Source organism: Rubrimonas cliftonensis (genome assembly GCF_900107585.1).
In the GTDB taxonomy this organism is placed as follows: Bacteria; Pseudomonadota; Alphaproteobacteria; order Rhodobacterales; family Rhodobacteraceae; genus Rubrimonas; species Rubrimonas cliftonensis.
The window spans coordinates 288,955-303,859 of record NZ_FNQM01000001.1 but is presented as its reverse complement, the minus strand read 5'-3'; the positions used below and the strand labels follow the sequence as shown (position 1 = coordinate 303,859).

The 14,905-nt window shown below is 72.0% G+C and carries 16 protein-coding genes; 6 read left to right on the top strand and 10 right to left on the bottom strand.

Annotated features, from left to right (window positions below; translation table 11 throughout):
- Positions 1-23: 23 nt before the first annotated feature.
- From BLW43_RS01360 to trmFO, 4 genes are all read right to left on the bottom strand, one after another.
- Positions 24-1,130 (bottom strand): bifunctional transcriptional activator/DNA repair enzyme AdaA, encoded by a 1,107-nt coding sequence (locus BLW43_RS01360; RefSeq protein WP_093247675.1) that lies wholly within the window; start codon positions 1,128-1,130, stop codon positions 24-26.
- 77 nt (positions 1,131-1,207) lie between these two features.
- Complete coding sequence (locus tag BLW43_RS23320; RefSeq protein WP_175478705.1) at positions 1,208-1,354, bottom strand: hypothetical protein; 147 nt, start codon at positions 1,352-1,354, stop codon at positions 1,208-1,210.
- Positions 1,355-1,378: 24 nt separating this feature from the next.
- A complete protein-coding gene (locus BLW43_RS01355; protein ID WP_093247674.1) occupies positions 1,379-1,612 on the bottom strand; it encodes a hypothetical protein in 234 nt (77 codons plus the stop codon).
- Positions 1,613-1,635: 23 nt separating this feature from the next.
- A complete protein-coding gene (gene trmFO, locus BLW43_RS01350) occupies positions 1,636-3,015 on the bottom strand; it encodes a methylenetetrahydrofolate--tRNA-(uracil(54)-C(5))-methyltransferase (FADH(2)-oxidizing) TrmFO (protein ID WP_093247673.1) in 1,380 nt (459 codons plus the stop codon).
- An 85-nt stretch (positions 3,016-3,100) separates the two neighbouring features.
- On the opposite strand from trmFO, the gene BLW43_RS01345 reads away from it, so the two are divergent.
- Both BLW43_RS01345 and BLW43_RS01340 read left to right on the top strand, forming a co-directional pair.
- Positions 3,101-3,952 carry an aldo/keto reductase gene (locus BLW43_RS01345; RefSeq protein ID WP_217632073.1) on the top strand — a complete coding sequence of 284 codons (852 nt, stop codon included), beginning with the start codon at positions 3,101-3,103 and terminating at the stop codon, positions 3,950-3,952.
- A gap of 98 nt (positions 3,953-4,050) precedes the next feature.
- Entirely contained in the window at positions 4,051-4,431 is a 381-nt protein-coding gene (locus BLW43_RS01340; protein ID WP_093247672.1) for a hypothetical protein, read from the top strand.
- A gap of 95 nt (positions 4,432-4,526) precedes the next feature.
- Here the strand turns inward: BLW43_RS01340 and BLW43_RS01335 are convergent, their stop codons facing one another.
- The 4 genes from BLW43_RS01335 to BLW43_RS01320 form a co-directional block, all read right to left on the bottom strand.
- Positions 4,527-5,033: an arsenate-mycothiol transferase ArsC gene (locus BLW43_RS01335; RefSeq protein ID WP_093247671.1), complete on the bottom strand. Its 507-nt coding sequence runs from the start codon at positions 5,031-5,033 to the stop codon at positions 4,527-4,529.
- An 18-nt stretch (positions 5,034-5,051) separates the two neighbouring features.
- Positions 5,052-5,549: a UPF0262 family protein gene (locus BLW43_RS01330; RefSeq protein WP_093247670.1), complete on the bottom strand. Its 498-nt coding sequence runs from the start codon at positions 5,547-5,549 to the stop codon at positions 5,052-5,054.
- On the bottom strand, positions 5,546-6,850 hold the full coding sequence (gene hisD, locus BLW43_RS01325) for a histidinol dehydrogenase (protein ID WP_093247669.1): 1,305 nt from the start codon (positions 6,848-6,850) through the stop codon (positions 5,546-5,548). Before hisD ends, BLW43_RS01330 begins: the two co-directional genes overlap by 4 nt.
- Positions 6,851-6,938: 88 nt before the next feature.
- The gene (locus tag BLW43_RS01320; RefSeq protein WP_093247668.1) at positions 6,939-7,490 is read right to left on the bottom strand and encodes a peroxiredoxin; all 552 of its coding nucleotides are present in this window, start codon (positions 7,488-7,490) and stop codon (positions 6,939-6,941) included.
- A 132-nt stretch (positions 7,491-7,622) separates the two neighbouring features.
- On the opposite strand from BLW43_RS01320, the gene BLW43_RS01315 reads away from it, so the two are divergent.
- On the top strand, positions 7,623-8,495 hold the full coding sequence (locus BLW43_RS01315) for an S-methyl-5'-thioadenosine phosphorylase (RefSeq protein WP_093247667.1): 873 nt from the start codon (positions 7,623-7,625) through the stop codon (positions 8,493-8,495).
- A gap of 36 nt (positions 8,496-8,531) precedes the next feature.
- Here BLW43_RS01315 and BLW43_RS01310 read toward each other — a convergent pair whose 3' ends face one another.
- A complete protein-coding gene (locus tag BLW43_RS01310) occupies positions 8,532-10,196 on the bottom strand; it encodes a SulP family inorganic anion transporter (protein WP_093247666.1) in 1,665 nt (554 codons plus the stop codon).
- A gap of 154 nt (positions 10,197-10,350) precedes the next feature.
- Positions 10,351-11,496 (bottom strand): tRNA 2-thiouridine(34) synthase MnmA, encoded by a 1,146-nt coding sequence (gene mnmA / locus BLW43_RS01305; RefSeq protein ID WP_093247665.1) that lies wholly within the window; start codon positions 11,494-11,496, stop codon positions 10,351-10,353.
- An 89-nt stretch (positions 11,497-11,585) separates the two neighbouring features.
- Between mnmA and sciP the strand changes: the two genes are divergently transcribed.
- From sciP to ligA, 3 genes are all read left to right on the top strand, one after another.
- On the top strand, positions 11,586-11,858 hold the full coding sequence (sciP, locus tag BLW43_RS01300; protein WP_245730869.1) for a CtrA inhibitor SciP: 273 nt from the start codon (positions 11,586-11,588) through the stop codon (positions 11,856-11,858).
- A 104-nt stretch (positions 11,859-11,962) separates the two neighbouring features.
- The gene (gene ctrA / locus BLW43_RS01295) at positions 11,963-12,676 is read left to right on the top strand and encodes a response regulator transcription factor CtrA (protein WP_093247664.1); all 714 of its coding nucleotides are present in this window, start codon (positions 11,963-11,965) and stop codon (positions 12,674-12,676) included.
- Between the two features lie 69 nt (positions 12,677-12,745).
- Positions 12,746-14,881: an NAD-dependent DNA ligase LigA gene (gene ligA, locus BLW43_RS01290; protein ID WP_093247663.1), complete on the top strand. Its 2,136-nt coding sequence runs from the start codon at positions 12,746-12,748 to the stop codon at positions 14,879-14,881.
- Positions 14,882-14,905: the final 24 nt, after the last annotated feature.

Here is a 14,905-nt window from a genome sequence, read left to right as displayed (position 1 = left end):
CGCGTGGCGCCGCCGAGCCCCGCTCACGCGGCGCCTTCCGCCGGCGCGGCCCCGGATGCGGCCCCGAACGCGGCCCCGAACGCGGCCCCGAACGCGCTCTCGATCTCGATCAGCCGCTGCTTGCGCCAGAGCCCCCCGCCATAGCCCGTGAGCGCGCCGTCGGCGCCGATGACGCGGTGGCAGGGGATCATCAGCGCGATCTGGTTGGCGCCGTTGGCGCGCGCGACGGCGCGCACGGCGTCGGGCCGGCCGATCAGGCGCGCGACCTCGCCGTAGCTCCGCGTCTGTCCGGCGGGGATTTCGCGCAGCGCGCGCCAGACCTGCCTGGAGAAATCCCCGCCCATTGGCGCAAGGGGCGTCTCGAAGCGGGCGCGGCGGCCCGCGAAGAAGGCGTCGAGCTCCCCGGCCGCCTGTTCCGTCGGCGCGGGGCGGCCGAACCCGACGCCGCGGCCGGCCGCGGCGAGACGGCGCAGCTCGGCGGGCAGGGCCTTGCGGTCGACGAACTCCAGAAGGTGCAGGTGCGTCGCGCTGCTGACGGCGATCATGTCGCCGAGCGGCGTGGCGATCCAGCCCGCCTTAAGCGGCGCGTCGGCCCGGAAGTCGCCGGGCGCGCAGCCGAGCAGCCGGGCGAAGGCGGCGCGGAACGCGCTTGGCGAATCGAACCCGGCCTCGTGCTGGGCGGCGATCATCCGGCCGCCGGTCGACAGCGTCTCGAACCCGTCGCGCAGGCGGCGCCAGCGCGCCATCTCGAGAAATGTCATGCCGAAATGGCGCTTGAAGCTGCGCCGCACGGTGGCGAGGTCGTAGCCAAGCGCGGTCAGGTCGCGCTCCGACCAGCGGCGCTCGGGCCGCTCCTCCAGCGCGTTGAGCAGCGCGGCGACGGCCGGATCGGCCGCGGCCGCGGCGCCGAGGGGCTTGCAGCGCAGGCAGGCGCGATAGCCGGCCTCGACGCAGGCGGCGACGGTGCGGTGAAACGCGCAGTTCTCGAATTTCGGTTTGCGGGCGGGGCAGGTAAGGCGGCAGAAGACGCCGGTGCTGCGCACGCAGACGTACGCCTGACCGTCGAAGCGGGGGTCGCGCGCGAGAAGGGCGCGATAGAGCGTCTCGTCGTCTGGAAGATCGAACAGCATAGCCCGAGCCTAGCGGCGGCGCCGGCGCGCGTCCGTCCGAAATCGGGCGTCTATTGCGAAAACGCCCTCAGAGCCGATCAGCGGCGGCGGCTCAGCCTTTCGCGACGCCGCTCCTCGACGATGAGGCGGTCGACGCGCTTGCCCTCAAGATGGGCGTAGAGCACCGCCAGCAGGCCGAAGGCCACGAGCCCGAACGGCACGCCGTATTCGAACCAGATGTTCATTGCGCGTCCTCCCGTCGTCTCGCGTCACGCTTCCGGCTTGAGCCAGCCGAGAAGCCACAGGCCCAGAGCATACCCCACAAAGGCCACCGCAATCCATAACAGATCGAGTTCGGCGGCGCCGGAGGCCAGCGACGTCTGCGCCCCGTCGATATTGCGCTTGATGACGCCGAGGACAAGGACGGCGCTCGAAAGCGTGTTGAGCGCCGCGGCGATGGCCTTGAGGCGCTCGTTGAAGATCTTTCCGGGATGGGCGCGCATGGGGCCGAGGCGGAGCGCGGCCCTCAGGCCGCGGCTGCCCGGCCGGCGAGCCAGGCGTCGCAGGCGAGCAGCGCGCGAGCGCTCATCGCCTCGGCGCGGGCGGCCTTGCGCGCGGCCTTGCGGCCCTTGGCTCGCGTGTCGAGCGGCGGGAACAGCCCGAAGTTGACGTTCATCGGCTGGAACGTGTCGGCATCCGCCCCGCCGGTGACATGGGCGAGCAGGGCGCCGTGGGCGGTCTCGGGCGGGGGCGGGCCGAAGGGGCCGTCGAGCGGGCGGCCCAGCGCCTGCGCCGCGGCGAAGCGACCCGCGAGCAGGCCCATGGCCGCGCTCTCGACATAGCCCTCGACGCCGGTGATCTGCCCCGCAAAGCGCAGCCTCGGCTCCGCCTTCAGCCGCAGCGACCCGTCGAGCAGGCTCGGCGAGTTGAGGAAGGTGTTGCGGTGGATGCCGCCGAGCCGCGCGAACTGGGCGTTCTCAAGGCCGGGGATCAGCCGCAGAACCTCGGTTTGTGCGCCGTACTTCATCTTGGTCTGGAAGCCGACGATATTGTAGAGCGTGCCGAGCGCGTTGTCGCGGCGCAGCTGGACGATTGCGTGGGCCTTGATGGTGGGCTGGTGCGGGTTGGTGAGGCCGACCGGCTTCATCGGGCCGAAGCGCAGCGTCTCGCGGCCCCGCGCCGCCATCACCTCGATGGGAAGGCAGCCCTCGAAATAGGGCGTGTTCTTCTCCCACTCCTTGAACTCGGTGACGGGCGCTTCGAGCACCGCGTCGATGAAGCGGTTGAACTGCGCCTCGTCCATCGGGCAGTTGAGATAGGCGGTCCGGTCGGCCTCGGTCTCGCCCTTGTCGTAGCGGCTCTGGAACCACGCCTTCGACATGTCGATGCTGTCGAAATGCACGATCGGGGCGATGGCGTCGAAGAAGGCGAGCGCCTCGGCGCCGGTGCGCGCGGCGATGGCCTCGGCCAGCGCCGGCGAGGTGAGCGGGCCGGTGGCGACGATGACGTTGCCCCACGCCTCGGGCGGCAGGCCGGCGACCTCGCCGCGGTCGATCTCGATCAGCGGGTGCCCGGTCAGCGCGTGCGTGACGGCGGCGGAGAAGGCGTCGCGGTCCACCGCCAGCGCGCCGCCGGCCGGCAGTTTGCAGCGGTCGCCCATCGCCATGATCAGCGAGCCCGCGCGCCGCATCTCCTCATGCAGCAGGCCGACGGCGTTGGTCGCCGCGCAGTCGGAGCGGAAGGAGTTGGAGCAGACGAGCTCGGCGCAGCCGTCGGTGCGGTGGGCCTCGGTGCCGCGATGGGGGCGCATCTCGTGCAGCACGACGCGCGCGCCCGCCTGCGCGGCCTGCCATGCGGCCTCCGAACCGGCCATGCCGGCCCCGACGATGTGGACTGGATCTGTCATGGCGCAGAGATCGCGCGCGCAGCCGCCTGTGGCAACCCCCGGCCGGCGGGCGTAGTTAGGAAGAGACCTGCAAGGAGAAACCGGCATGACCGACACCGCGATCCCCGTCGTCGAGGCGAACGGCGCCAACATTCCAGCGCTCGGCTTCGGCACCTGGCCGATGAAGGGCGAGACCTGCGCGCAGGCCGTGGCGGAGGCGCTGCGCGCCGGCTACCGCCACATCGACACCGCGGAGATGTACGGCAACGAGGAGGCGGTGGGCGAGGGGCTGCGCGCCTCGGGCGTCGAGCGCCACGGGATCTTCGTCACTACGAAGATCTGGCACGACCACCTGAAGCCCGACGACGCCCGCAAGGCGGCGGAGGCGAGCCTGAAGAGGCTCGGGCTCGACCGGGTCGACCTGCTGCTCATCCACTGGCCCGACAACGCGATGACGGCGGCCGAGATGCTCGAAGGGCTCTGCGCCTGCCGCAAGGCGGGGCTTGCGCGCCATATCGGCGTGTCGAACTTTCCCACCACGCTGCTCGACGCGGCGCTAGACGCGGCCCAGAAGCACGGCGAGCGGCTGGCGGCCAACCAGGTCGAGCATCATCCCGAACTCGACCAGTCGAAGCTTCTGGCGGCGTGCCGCGCGCATGGACTGGCGCTCGTCTCCTACGCGCCGCTGGGCAAGGGCGGGCTGCTGGAGGCGCCCGAGATCACGGCCGTCGCGGAGGCGCACGGGCGCACCCCGGCGCAGATCGTGCTGCGCTGGCACATCCAGCAGAAAGGCGTCGTCGCCATCCCCAAATCGCAGACGCCCGAGCGCATCCGGGCGAACCTCGCCATCGGCGACTTCGCGCTAAGCCCCGAGGAAATGCGCGCGCTGCACGCGCTGGCGCGGCCCGACGGGCGCCGGATCGACCCGGACTGGGCGCCGGTGTGGGATGTCGCCTGAACGCCTTGCGGTCCGGCGCGCGCCCCGACCCTTTACCGTAGCGTTACGGTTCGAGGGCACACATGCGGTGGTGTGTTCGTGTTTGCAGGAGGACCGCCATGCGCGGCGTTGCGTTGTTCTTCGTGATCGGCTCGGTGGCGATGGTCGTGCTCGGTCTGAAATGGGGCGTTCTGGCCCATGTCATGGCGCTTGACGCCGAGCCGGTCTGGCGTTCGTCCGTGCTGCTCGGCTGGGCGGTGCTCGCGCTGTGCGGCGCCTGGTATCATGTCGCGCCGCGTCAGGCGGAGACGCGGCTGGCGCAGGCGCATCTCGCGCTGGGCGCGGCGGGCGCGGCGCTGATGCTCACCGGGGCGGCGTGGACCGCGCTGGCGCCGATGGCGGCGGCCGATGCGGTGGAGACGGTCGGCGGCGTGCTGATCGTCTCGGCCACCGCGATTCTTCTGTTCAACATTGTCGGCGCGCGCCGCGTCGAGGGCTGAGCCAGGCAGCTCGCCAACGCCGCCGAGGCGCCGGGCTACGGCGGTCGCCACGGCCGACTGTCGCGGACCGGACCGGTGAGGCCCCCCACGACGATTCAGAGGCCGAGGCCGAAGCGCGTCACGATGCGGTCGCGGATCTGGTCGCGGGTCTGGCGGTAGGCGTGCAGCTTCTGCTCGCGGGTCTCGCCGAGGTCGGTCGGGTCGAGCGTCGGCCAGTACTCCACGGCGACATGGCTGAAGGCGCTCGCCTCCAGCGCGCGGCGCTGCGCGGCCGGCGACAGCGCGATGATGAGGTCGTACTGCGCGATGTCATCGCCCCATTCCTCCATCTCGTCGAAGGTGTGGGTCGAGTGGCCGGCGATGTCGACGCCGATCTCGCGGCAGACCTCCACGGCGAGGGGGTCGAGGTCGAGCAGCCCCGCCGCGCCGGCCGACTGCACGAAGACGCGCTTGCCGAGCAGCTTCTTGGCGATGCCCTCCGCCATCGGGGAGCGCACCGCGTTCCAGTCGCAGGAGAACAGCGTCGCGCTGGGCAGGCCGCCGGCCACGGTCTCAGCCTGCGGCCAGTTCAGGGGGGCGATGCCAGGGCGGTCGCGTCGCATCTCGCGCCATGCCTCCCCTCAGCCCTTGAAGTGCAGCACGCAGATCAGCGTGAAGAGACGCCGCGCGGTGTCGTGGTCGGTCTCCACCTTGCCCTTGAGGCGCTCCAGCAGCAGCGTCGAGCCCTCGTTGTGGATGCCGCGCCGGCCCATGTCGATCGCCTCGATCTGCGCAGGCGGCAGGCGCTTGACCGCGTCGAAATAGCTGGCGCAGATGGCGAAATAGTCCTTGATGACTTGCCGGAACGGGCTGAGCGACAGGATGAAGGCGCCTGCCGGCCCGCCGCCCTCGGTCGCGACCTCGAACACCAGCCGGCCCTCGGCGACGGCGAGGCGCAGGCGGTAGGGGCCCTGCGGCGCCGGCGCGTCCTCGCGACCGGGCAGGCGGAAGAAGTTCTCCTCCATCAGGTCGAACAGCGCGACCTTGCGCTCGCGCTCCACCTCCGGCGTCGGCGGGGCCAGCCCGCTGTCGTCCAGCGTGACCTCGACGAGGCGATCCGGCGTCTGGCCGGCGCTCATGCGACCGGCTCGGCGGCGAGGCGGCGCGTGACGCTGAGGCCATGCGCCTCCAGCCCCTCCGAGGCTGCGAGCGTCGCCGCTGCGGGGCCGATGGCGGCGAGCGCCGCGGGCGTCGCCCTCAGCAGGGTCGTGCGCTTCATGAAGTCGAGCACCGAGAGGCCGGAGGCGTAGCGCGCCGCGCGCGAGGTCGGCAGCACATGGTTCGGCCCGGCGACATAGTCGCCCAGCGCCTCGGGGGTCGAGGGACCGAGGAAGATCGCCCCGGCGTGGCGCACCTGCGCGGCCAGCGCGTCGGGGTCGGCGACGCAGAGCTCCAGATGCTCCGGCGCGGCGCGGTTGGCCAGCGCCGCCGCCTGCGCGAGATCGCGCACGACGACCAGCGCCCCGTTGTCGCGCCAGCTCGCCGCGGCTATGGCCGTGCGGGACATCCGCCGCAGCAGCCGTTCGACGGCGCGGCCGGTGTCGGCGGCGAGCGCGGCGTCGTCGGTGACGAGGATCGACTGCGCCGCGACGTCGTGCTCGGCCTGCGCCATCAGGTCGGCGGCGAGCAGCTCCGGATCCTGCCCGGCGTCGGCGATCACCATCACCTCCGAAGGGCCGGCGACGCTGTCGATGCCGACATGGCCGAACACGCGGCGCTTGGCGGCGGCGACCCAGGCGTTGCCGGGGCCTGCGATCTTGTCGACGGGCACGATGGTCGCCGTGCCGTAGGCCAGCGCAGCGATCGCCTGAGCGCCGCCGATGCGGTAGATTTCCGACACGCCCGATAGCCGCGCGGCGAGCAGCACCAGCGGGTTCACCACCCCGTCCGGCGTCGGCGCGACCATGGCGAGGCGCGGCGCGCCGGCGACGCGCGCCGGGATCGCGTTCATCAGCACCGAGGACGGATAGGACGCCGTGCCGCCCGGCACATAGAGCCCCGCGGCGTCCACCGGCGTCCAGCGCCAGCCCATCTCGACGCCGGCATCGTCGGTCCAGCGCGCGTCCTCGGGGCGCTGGCGGGCGTGGAAGACGGCGATGCGGTCGGCGGCGAGCTCCAGCGCCGCGCGCTCGGCGGCGGGAACGGCGGCGATGGCGGCGTCGATCTCGGCCTCGGAGACGCGCAGGGTCTCGGGCGTGAGGGAGATCCGGTCGAACTTCTCCGTCAGGCGGATCAGCGCCGCGTCGCCGTTCTCCCGCACGTCGGCGATGATGGCCGCGGCGCTCGCGTCCACGTCCTCGGAAGCCTCGCGCTTGGCCGAGATCAGCGCGTCGAATGCGATGTCGAAATCCGGGGCGTCGTGGTGCAGTTCGGCGGGCATGGGCGTCCTCGTCTCGCGATGGCGCGGACCATAGCGGCGGAGCGGCGGGGGCGCCACTGCGCAGGCCCGCGGCGCCCCGCTCGCCGGCTCAGCGCAGGGCGGCGAGGGCCTCCTCGGCGGAGGCGTCCGGCGGGAACACCGGGTAGAGCGCACGCTCGACGCGCCCGGCCCGCGTGATCAGCGTCAGCCGCCGGTGAAGGCGCATGCCCGCCGCCTCGAAGGTCGGCAGCCGCAGCGCCTCGGCGAAGGCGAGCCCCGCGTCCGACAGCAGCGGATAGGGCAGGTGGAGCCGCTCCGCCGCTTCGCGCTGGTAGTCGGTGGTCTGCGCGCTCAGCCCGTAGACGCGTGCGCCCAGCGCGGCGAACTCGGCGTGAAGGTCGCGGAACGAGCAGGCCTGGGGCGTGCAGCCGCGCGCGCCGGGGATCGCGTCCCACCCCTCGGGCAGCGGCTTGCCGGGCTCGCCGGTGCGCGGATAGCAGAACACCACGGTCAGCCCCTGCGCCGGGTCGCCAAGGTCCACCGCGCCGCCGGTCGTGGCCGGCAGCGCGAGCCGCGGCAGGGCGAGGCCGGGCAGATGGTCGGCGGCGCCGTCGTCCTCGGGGCGGGGCAGGTCGTCGGGCAGGACGGTCAGCGTGGCCATGGCGGCGCTCCTGTTGCGGCTCGCCGGAGATGTGCCGCCCCCCGGCGCGCGACACAAGCCCGTCCGGCGCGTTGCCCGCGCCGCGCCGCTGGGCGATAAACGCCGCGACGGTTTCGACAGAAGGGCGAGAGCATGGCGCAGGCGATGATCGGCGTGATCGGGGGCAGCGGCGTCTACGGCGTCGACGGGCTGGAGGGCGCGGAGTGGCGCAGGGTCGAAAGCCCGTGGGGCGAGCCCTCCGACGCGCTGCTGTTCGGGACGCTGGGGGGCACGCCGGTCTGCTTCCTGCCCCGCCACGGCCGCGGCCACGTCCAGACGCCGAGCTCCATCAACTACCGCGCCAACATCGACGCGATGAAGCGCGCCGGCGTGACCGACGTGATCTCCGTCTCCGCCTGCGGTTCGTTCCGCGAGGAGATGGCGCCGGGCGACTTCGTGATCGTCGATCAGTTCATCGACCGCACCTTCGCGCGCGACAAGAGCTTCTTCGGCCCAGGCTGCGTGGCGCATGTCTCGATGGCGGAGCCGGTGTGCCCGCGCCTCGGCGACGCGCTGGAGACGGCGGCGAGGGCCTGCGGCATCACCGTGCACCGCGGCGGAACCTACCTCGCCATGGAGGGGCCGCAGTTCTCCTCGGTCGCCGAATCGCGGCTCTACAAGGGCTGGGGCTGCCATGTGATCGGCATGACCAACATGCCCGAGGCCAAGCTCGCCCGCGAGGCGGAGCTCTGCTATGCCACGGTCGCGATGGTGACGGACTACGACGCCTGGCACGAGGACCATGACGCCGTGGACGTCGCGGCGGTGATCAGGGTGCTGACCGGCAACGCCGAGAAGGCCCGCGCGCTGGTGAAGGCGGTCGTTCCCGCGTTCGGCGGCGAGCGCGCGCCCTGCCCGCATGGCTGCGACAGGGCGTTGGAATATGCGCTGATCACCCAGCCCGAGGCGCGCGACCCCCGAGCGCTCGCGATGCTCGACGCGGTCGCGGGGCGGATGCTGGGCTGAGGCGGGCCGGGGGCGGGGGCCGCCCGGGGGCCGCGCTCAGGCGATCTCCACGCGCACCAGCGGCGCGCGAAGCCCGAAGGCGGCGAGCTCCCGCGCGGTCTCGGCGCGCACGCGCAACGTCAGCGACGCGCCCCGGCGGGCGGTCTTGCGCGCAAGACCCTCGATCAGCGCCGCGCCGCTGCTGTCGATGAAGGGCGTCTCGGTGAGGTCCAGCGCCAGCGCGCCGGCCTCGTCGCCGATGCGGTCCAGCACCGCGCCGATTGACGCGGCGGCCCCGAAGAACAGCGCGCCGCGGACGCGATAGACGATCGGGCCGCCCCGCGACTGCGCGGCGTAGGCGTCGCGCCCCTCCGTCGCGTCGGGAACGTCCTCAGTCGCCAGCACGCCGGCCGGCTCGACCGCCGCGGCCTGCGACATGCGGTGGATGAAGAGCAGCCCGCCGAGCGCAAAGCCCACGACGATGGCCTCGGTCAGATCGCGGAAGATCGTCAGCAGGAAGGTCACGGCCAGCACCGCGGCGTCGCCCCGGTTCGCCCGCAGCAGGGTGACGGCGGCCTCGCGCTCCACCATGTTCCACGCCACCACCGCCAGCACGCCGGCGAGCGCGGCGAGCGGGATGAAGGCCGCCAGCGGCGCGGCCAGCAGCACGAAGGCCAGCAGGAAGGCGGCGTGGAGCATCCCCGCGACCGGCCCATGCGCCCCTGCGCGCACGTTGGTCGCCGTGCGCGCGATGGTCCCCGTCACGCAGAAGCCGCCGAAGAGCGCGGCGCCGACATTCGCCGCGCCCTGCGCCACGAGCTCGGCGTTGGATCGGTGGCGCCGTCCGGTCATCCCGTCGGCGACGACGGCCGACAGCAGCGACTCGATGGCGCCGAGCAGGGTGAAGGCGACCGCGTTGGGCAGCACGGCGAGCGCGAGCGCCGGCTCGAAACGGGGCAGGGCGGGCGCCGGCAGGCTGGACGGCACGCCGCCGAAGGCCGAGCCGATGGTCTCGACCGGGGCGCCGGTCAGCGCGGCGACGAGCCCGGCGAGCGCGACCGCCGCCAGCATTCCCGGCCAGTGCGGCCGCCACCGCCGCATCCCGACGATGACCGCGACGGTTCCCGCCGCCATCGCCACGGCGGCGGCGTTCACGGTCGGCGCCGCGGCCCAGAGCGCGGGCAGCTTCTCGGTCAGCGGACCCGGCTCCGGGCCCGAGAGCGTCAGGCCGAGCAGGCTGCGCAGCTGGCTGGCGAAGATGATCACCGCGATGCCGGCGGTGAAGCCCACGGTGACGGGATAGGGGATGAACTTGATGTAGCCGCCGAGCCGCATGAACCCCAGCGCGGCGAGCATCAGCCCCGAGAGGAAGGTCGCCAGCACCAGCCCCTCGACGCCATGCTGCGCGACCGTGCCGGAGACCAGCACGATGAACGCCCCCGCGGGCCCGCCGATCTGGAAGCGCGATCCGCCGAGCGCCGAGACGAGGAAGCCGCCGACGATGGCGGTGTGCAGCCCCGCGGCGGGCGACATGCCCGACGCGATTGCGATCGCCATCGACAGCGGCAGCGCCACGACCGCCACCGTCAGGCCGGCGACGGCGTCGGCGCGAAGCTGCGCCGCCCCGTAGCCCTCACGCAGGACGGTGGCGAGCTTGGGCGTGAACATCTGTGCGAAGTTGCCGACAGGCTCCGGGCGCGGCGCGGGCTCAGCAGCGGACATGCGGATGGTTTCCCCCGGGACGCAGGCTCGGCGACGCCGCCCCCGCCGCCGGGGCTGTGGCGCGCGCAGCCTCAAGGTCCGGCGACCCGGCGTCAAGGGATGCGGGCGGCGCGTCGCCGCGCTTCGCCTCGGCCCGCGGCGGCGGCGCTTCGCCTCAGTCCGCGTCGCGGCGCGCGATCCAGCCGCCGCCGAGCACGCGCCCGTCGGCGTAGAACACGCAGGCCTGACCCGGCGCGACGCCCTCCTCGGGCTCCGCCAGAACAACCTCCGCCGAGGCCGGGCCGGTCGGCAGCACGCGCGCCGGCGCCGGCGGCCGGGTCGAGCGGACGCGCACGGCGACGCGCCAGCCGCCGTCGGGGGCGCGCTCGAACGGCCCGTCGCCGAGCCAGTTGACCTCGCCCACGGCCAGCCTCGACACGCCCAGCGCGGCGCGCGGGCCGACGACGACCCGCCTCGCCCGTGGCTCCAGCCGCACGACATGCAGCGGCGCGCCGCCCCCGACGCCCAGCCCGCGCCGCTGCCCCACGGTGTAGTGGATCACGCCGGGATGGGTTCCAAGCACGCGGCCCTCGAGGTCGACGATCTCGCCCGGTTCGGCGGCGCCTGGGCGCAGCTTCTCGATCACGTCGGCGTAGCGCCCGCCCGGCACGAAGCAGATGTCCTGGCTGTCGGCCTTGTCAGCGACGGGCAGGCCATGCGCCGCGGCCATCGCCCGCGTCTCAGCCTTCGTGGCGACGCCGCCGAGCGGGAAGCGCACATAGGCGAGCTGCTCGGGCGTCGTCGCGAACAGGAAGTAGCTCTGGTCCCGCGCCGGGTCTGCCGCGCGATGGAGTTGCGGGCCATGCGCCCCCTCCACCCTGCGGACGTAGTGGCCGGTGGCGAGACAGTCCGCGCCGAGCTCTCGCGCCGTAGACAAAAGGTCGCGGAACTTCACGCTCTGATTGCAGCGGACGCAGGGCACGGGCGTCGCGCCGGCGAGATACTGGTCGGCGAAATCGTCGATGACGCTCTCGCGGAACCGGCTCTCGTAATCCAGCACATAGTGCGGAAAGCCCATGCGGTCGGCCACCGCGCGCGCGTCGTGGATGTCGCGCCCGGCGCAGCAGGCGCCTTTCCGGGCGAGGGCGGCGCCGTGGTCGTAGAGCTGGAGCGTCACGCCGACGACATCGTAGCCCTCGCTCTTCAACTGCGCCGCGACCACTGAGCTGTCCACGCCGCCGGACATCGCGACCACAACCCGCGTCTCCGCGGGGGTCTTCGCAAAACCGAGCGAATTGAGAAGGTTAACCGTATCAGACATCGTTCGGCCGCCCTCGGCTTCACATCATTTTAAAGCGTACCGGAGCACACTCGCCCGGTCTTTCGACACCAGTTTTGCGTGGAGTGTCCATGAGTATGTCGGAAAGCGTGAACAGCGCCAACACCCGGTCCCGGAGCCGCATGACCCTCGAAGATCTGCCGTCGCCCGAAACCCGTCGCTGGGTCGCGAGCCGCAAGGCCGCCGTCGTCGCGGCGGTGCGCCAGGGGCTGCTCTCCGAGGAGGCCGCCTGCGCGCGATACAGCCTCACCGCGGAGGAGCTTGACAGCTGGCGTTCCGCGCTGGAGGAGCATGGGGTGGGCGCACTGCGCACCACCCGACTGCAGCTGTATCGCGCAACTTGAAGTAGCAGAATTGAGTCACTACTCCTAACATGGTAAAGGTTCGTTAATCTTTTGATGGCTAGAACGGTCATCAGGTTAACCATCGTGCGCCAAAGGGGGTTTGGATGCGAGTCCTGCTGATCGAGGATGATCCGTCGACCGCGCGCAGCATCGAGACCATGCTGCGCAAGGCCAATTTCAACGTCTATGCGACGGATCTTGGCGAAGAAGGGCTCGACCTCGCCAAGCTCTACGATTATGATCTCATAATCCTCGACATCAATCTGCCGGACATGACCGGCTATGAGGTTCTGCGCAAGCTGCGCCTCGCCAAGATCGACACGCCCGCGCTGATCCTCTCCGGTCTCGACGACATGGACAACAAGATCAAGGGCTTCGGCTTCGGCGCCGACGACTATCTCACCAAGCCGTTCAACCGTGAGGAGCTCGTCGCGCGCATCCACGCGATCGTGCGCCGCTCCAAGGGCCACGCGCAGTCGATCATCCAGACCGGCGAGATCCGCGTAAACCTCGACGCCAAGACCGTCGAGGTCGGCGGTCAGCCGGTGCACCTGACCGGCAAGGAATACCAGATGCTCGAGCTGCTCTCCCTGCGGAAGGGCACCACGCTCACCAAGGAGATGTTCCTCAACCATCTCTACGGCGGCATGGATGAGCCGGAGCTCAAGATCATCGACGTCTTCATCTGCAAGCTGCGCAAGAAGCTCTCGGCCGCGACTGGCGGCGACAACCACATCGAGACGGTGTGGGGCCGCGGCTACGTCCTGCGCGACCCCGCGCCGCGCGAGATGGCGGAGAAGCAGCGCATCGCCGGCTGACCCCCGGGGCCGGCTTGACCGGCCCGCGCCCCCGCAGCACTTTCCGCGCGACGACGCGGGGAGGGCTCGATGGCCGGCGGGAAAGAAGACCGGGACGCGGCCGAGATCGCGCGTCTCACCGAGGAACTGGCGCGGCTCGACCGCGCGTATCACGCCGAAGACGCCCCCCTCGTCGACGATGCCACCTATGACGCGCTGAAGCGCCGACGGGCGGAGATCGTCGCGCGCCGGCCCGAGCTGGCGCCGCCCGAGACCGTCGGCTCAGCGCCGTCGGAGGCGTTCGAGAGCATCGCGCACCGCGCGCCCATGCTGTCTCTCAAGAACATCATCGTGAAGCGCGGGCGGGACTGGTCGGACGAGCGTTACGCCGAGGAGAACCGCGCCGCAGCGCTGGAGTTCGAGGCCGACTGCCGACGGTTTCTCCAGACGCCCGCCGAGGCGCCGCTCGCCTTTGTCGCCGAGCCCAAGATCGACGGCCTGTCGCTGTCGCTGCGCTACGAGGAAGGCCGGCTCATCTCGGCGGCGACCCGCGGCGACGGCGAGACCGGCGAGAACGTCACGCCCAATGCGCGCACCCTCCACGACATCCCCGAGGAGATCGCCGACGCGCCCGCGGTGCTGGAGGTGCGCGGCGAGGTCTACATGAGCCACGCGGACTTCGCGGCGCTGAACGCGCGGCAGGCCGAGGCCGGCGCACGGACCTTCGCCAACCCGCGCAACGCCGCCGCAGGCTCGCTGCGCCAGCTCGACGCCTCGATAACGGCCTCCAGGCCGCTGAAATTCTTCGCCTATTCCTGGGGAGAAGTCTCCGAGCCGCTCGCTGCGACGCAATGGGAGGCGCTGGCCCGGCTGAAGGCGATGGGCTTCGCGGTCAACCCCGACGCACGCCGCTGCGATGGGATGGACGCAGCCTTCGCAGTTTATCTGTCGCTTGAAGAACGTCGTGCAAGCCTCGGATATGACATCGATGGCGTCGTCTACAAGGTGGACGACATCGCGCTCCAGCAACGGCTCGGCGCGCGCTCGACCACCCCGCGCTGGGCCATCGCGCACAAGTTCTCCGCCGAGACGGCGATCACGGTGCTGGAGGGCATCGAGATCCAGGTCGGGCGCACCGGCGCGCTCTCTCCCGTCGCGCGGCTGCGGCCGGTGACGGTCGGCGGCGTCACAGTCTCCAGCGCGACGCTGCACAACGAGGACTACATCGCCGGCCGCGGGGCGAAGGGCGAGCCGATCCGCGAGGGGCGCGATCTGCGCGTCGGCGACACGGTGACGGTCTATCGCGCGGGCGACGTGATCCCCAAGGTGCTGGACGTCGACCTTGCGAAGCGGCCCGCCGACGCCGTTCCCTTCGTGTTTCCCGACCATTGCCCGCAATGCGGCAGCGCCGCGCCGCGCGAGCCGGGGGAGGCGGTGCGCCGCTGCACCGGCGGGCTGACCTGCCCGGCGCAGGCGGTGGAGCGGCTGAAGCACTTCGTCTCGCGCGACGCTTTCGACATCGAGGGGCTCGGCGCCAAGCAGGTCGAGGCGTTGCACCGCGACGGCTGGGTGCGCGAGCCGGCCGACATCTTCACCCTGGAGTCGCGCTTCGGCCCGGGCAACCTCCAGCAGTTGAAGGCGCGCGAGGGCTGGGGCGAGAAGTCCGCCGCCAACCTGTTCGCCGCCATCGCGCAGAAGCGCCGCATCCCGCTCGACCGCCTGATCTTCGGCCTCGGGGTGCGCCATGTCGGCGAGACCTCGGCGCGGCTGCTGGCGCGGGCCTATGGCGACTGGGAGAGCTTTTCGGCGGCGATGACCGCCGCTTCGGCGCGCGAGGGCGAGGCGTGGGAGCACCTGCTCGCCATCGACGGGGTCGGCGCTGTCATGGCGGGCGCCGTCGTGGATTTCTTCGCCGAGCCCCATAACAGGGACGCCATGTCGCGGCTTCTGGCGCATCTCGACGTGGCTCCGGTCGCGGCGCCGCAGACGGTCGCGAGCCCCGTCGCCGGCAAGACGGTGGTGTTCACCGGAACGCTGGCGCAGATGAGCCGAGCCGAGGCGAAGGCCCGCGCCGAGGCGATGGGGGCGAAGGTCGCCGGCACGGTCAGCGCCAGGACGGATTACGTCGTCGCGGGCTCGGACGCCGGCTCGAAACTGAAGAAGGCGGAGGCGCTTGGCGTGGAGGTGCTCACCGAGGAGGCATGGCTTGCGCTTGCGCGCACATGACCTCTTGCCGGCGTGTCGTAAAAC

Coding starts and splice junctions, on each gene's coding strand:
- BLW43_RS01360 (WP_093247675.1), bottom strand. CDS start 1,130: ATGCTGTTCGATCTTCCAGACGACGAGACGCTCTATCGCGCCCTTCTC.
- BLW43_RS23320 (WP_175478705.1), bottom strand. CDS start 1,354: ATGAACATCTGGTTCGAATACGGCGTGCCGTTCGGGCTCGTGGCCTTC.
- BLW43_RS01355 (WP_093247674.1), bottom strand. CDS start 1,612: ATGCGCGCCCATCCCGGAAAGATCTTCAACGAGCGCCTCAAGGCCATC.
- trmFO (WP_093247673.1), bottom strand. CDS start 3,015: ATGACAGATCCAGTCCACATCGTCGGGGCCGGCATGGCCGGTTCGGAG.
- BLW43_RS01345 (WP_217632073.1), top strand. CDS start 3,101: ATGACCGACACCGCGATCCCCGTCGTCGAGGCGAACGGCGCCAACATT.
- BLW43_RS01340 (WP_093247672.1), top strand. CDS start 4,051: ATGCGCGGCGTTGCGTTGTTCTTCGTGATCGGCTCGGTGGCGATGGTC.
- BLW43_RS01335 (WP_093247671.1), bottom strand. CDS start 5,033: ATGCGACGCGACCGCCCTGGCATCGCCCCCCTGAACTGGCCGCAGGCT.
- BLW43_RS01330 (WP_093247670.1), bottom strand. CDS start 5,549: ATGAGCGCCGGCCAGACGCCGGATCGCCTCGTCGAGGTCACGCTGGAC.
- hisD (WP_093247669.1), bottom strand. CDS start 6,850: ATGCCCGCCGAACTGCACCACGACGCCCCGGATTTCGACATCGCATTC.
- BLW43_RS01320 (WP_093247668.1), bottom strand. CDS start 7,490: ATGGCCACGCTGACCGTCCTGCCCGACGACCTGCCCCGCCCCGAGGAC.
- BLW43_RS01315 (WP_093247667.1), top strand. CDS start 7,623: ATGGCGCAGGCGATGATCGGCGTGATCGGGGGCAGCGGCGTCTACGGC.
- BLW43_RS01310 (WP_093247666.1), bottom strand. CDS start 10,196: ATGTCCGCTGCTGAGCCCGCGCCGCGCCCGGAGCCTGTCGGCAACTTC.
- mnmA (WP_093247665.1), bottom strand. CDS start 11,496: ATGTCTGATACGGTTAACCTTCTCAATTCGCTCGGTTTTGCGAAGACC.
- sciP (WP_245730869.1), top strand. CDS start 11,586: ATGAGTATGTCGGAAAGCGTGAACAGCGCCAACACCCGGTCCCGGAGC.
- ctrA (WP_093247664.1), top strand. CDS start 11,963: ATGCGAGTCCTGCTGATCGAGGATGATCCGTCGACCGCGCGCAGCATC.
- ligA (WP_093247663.1), top strand. CDS start 12,746: ATGGCCGGCGGGAAAGAAGACCGGGACGCGGCCGAGATCGCGCGTCTC.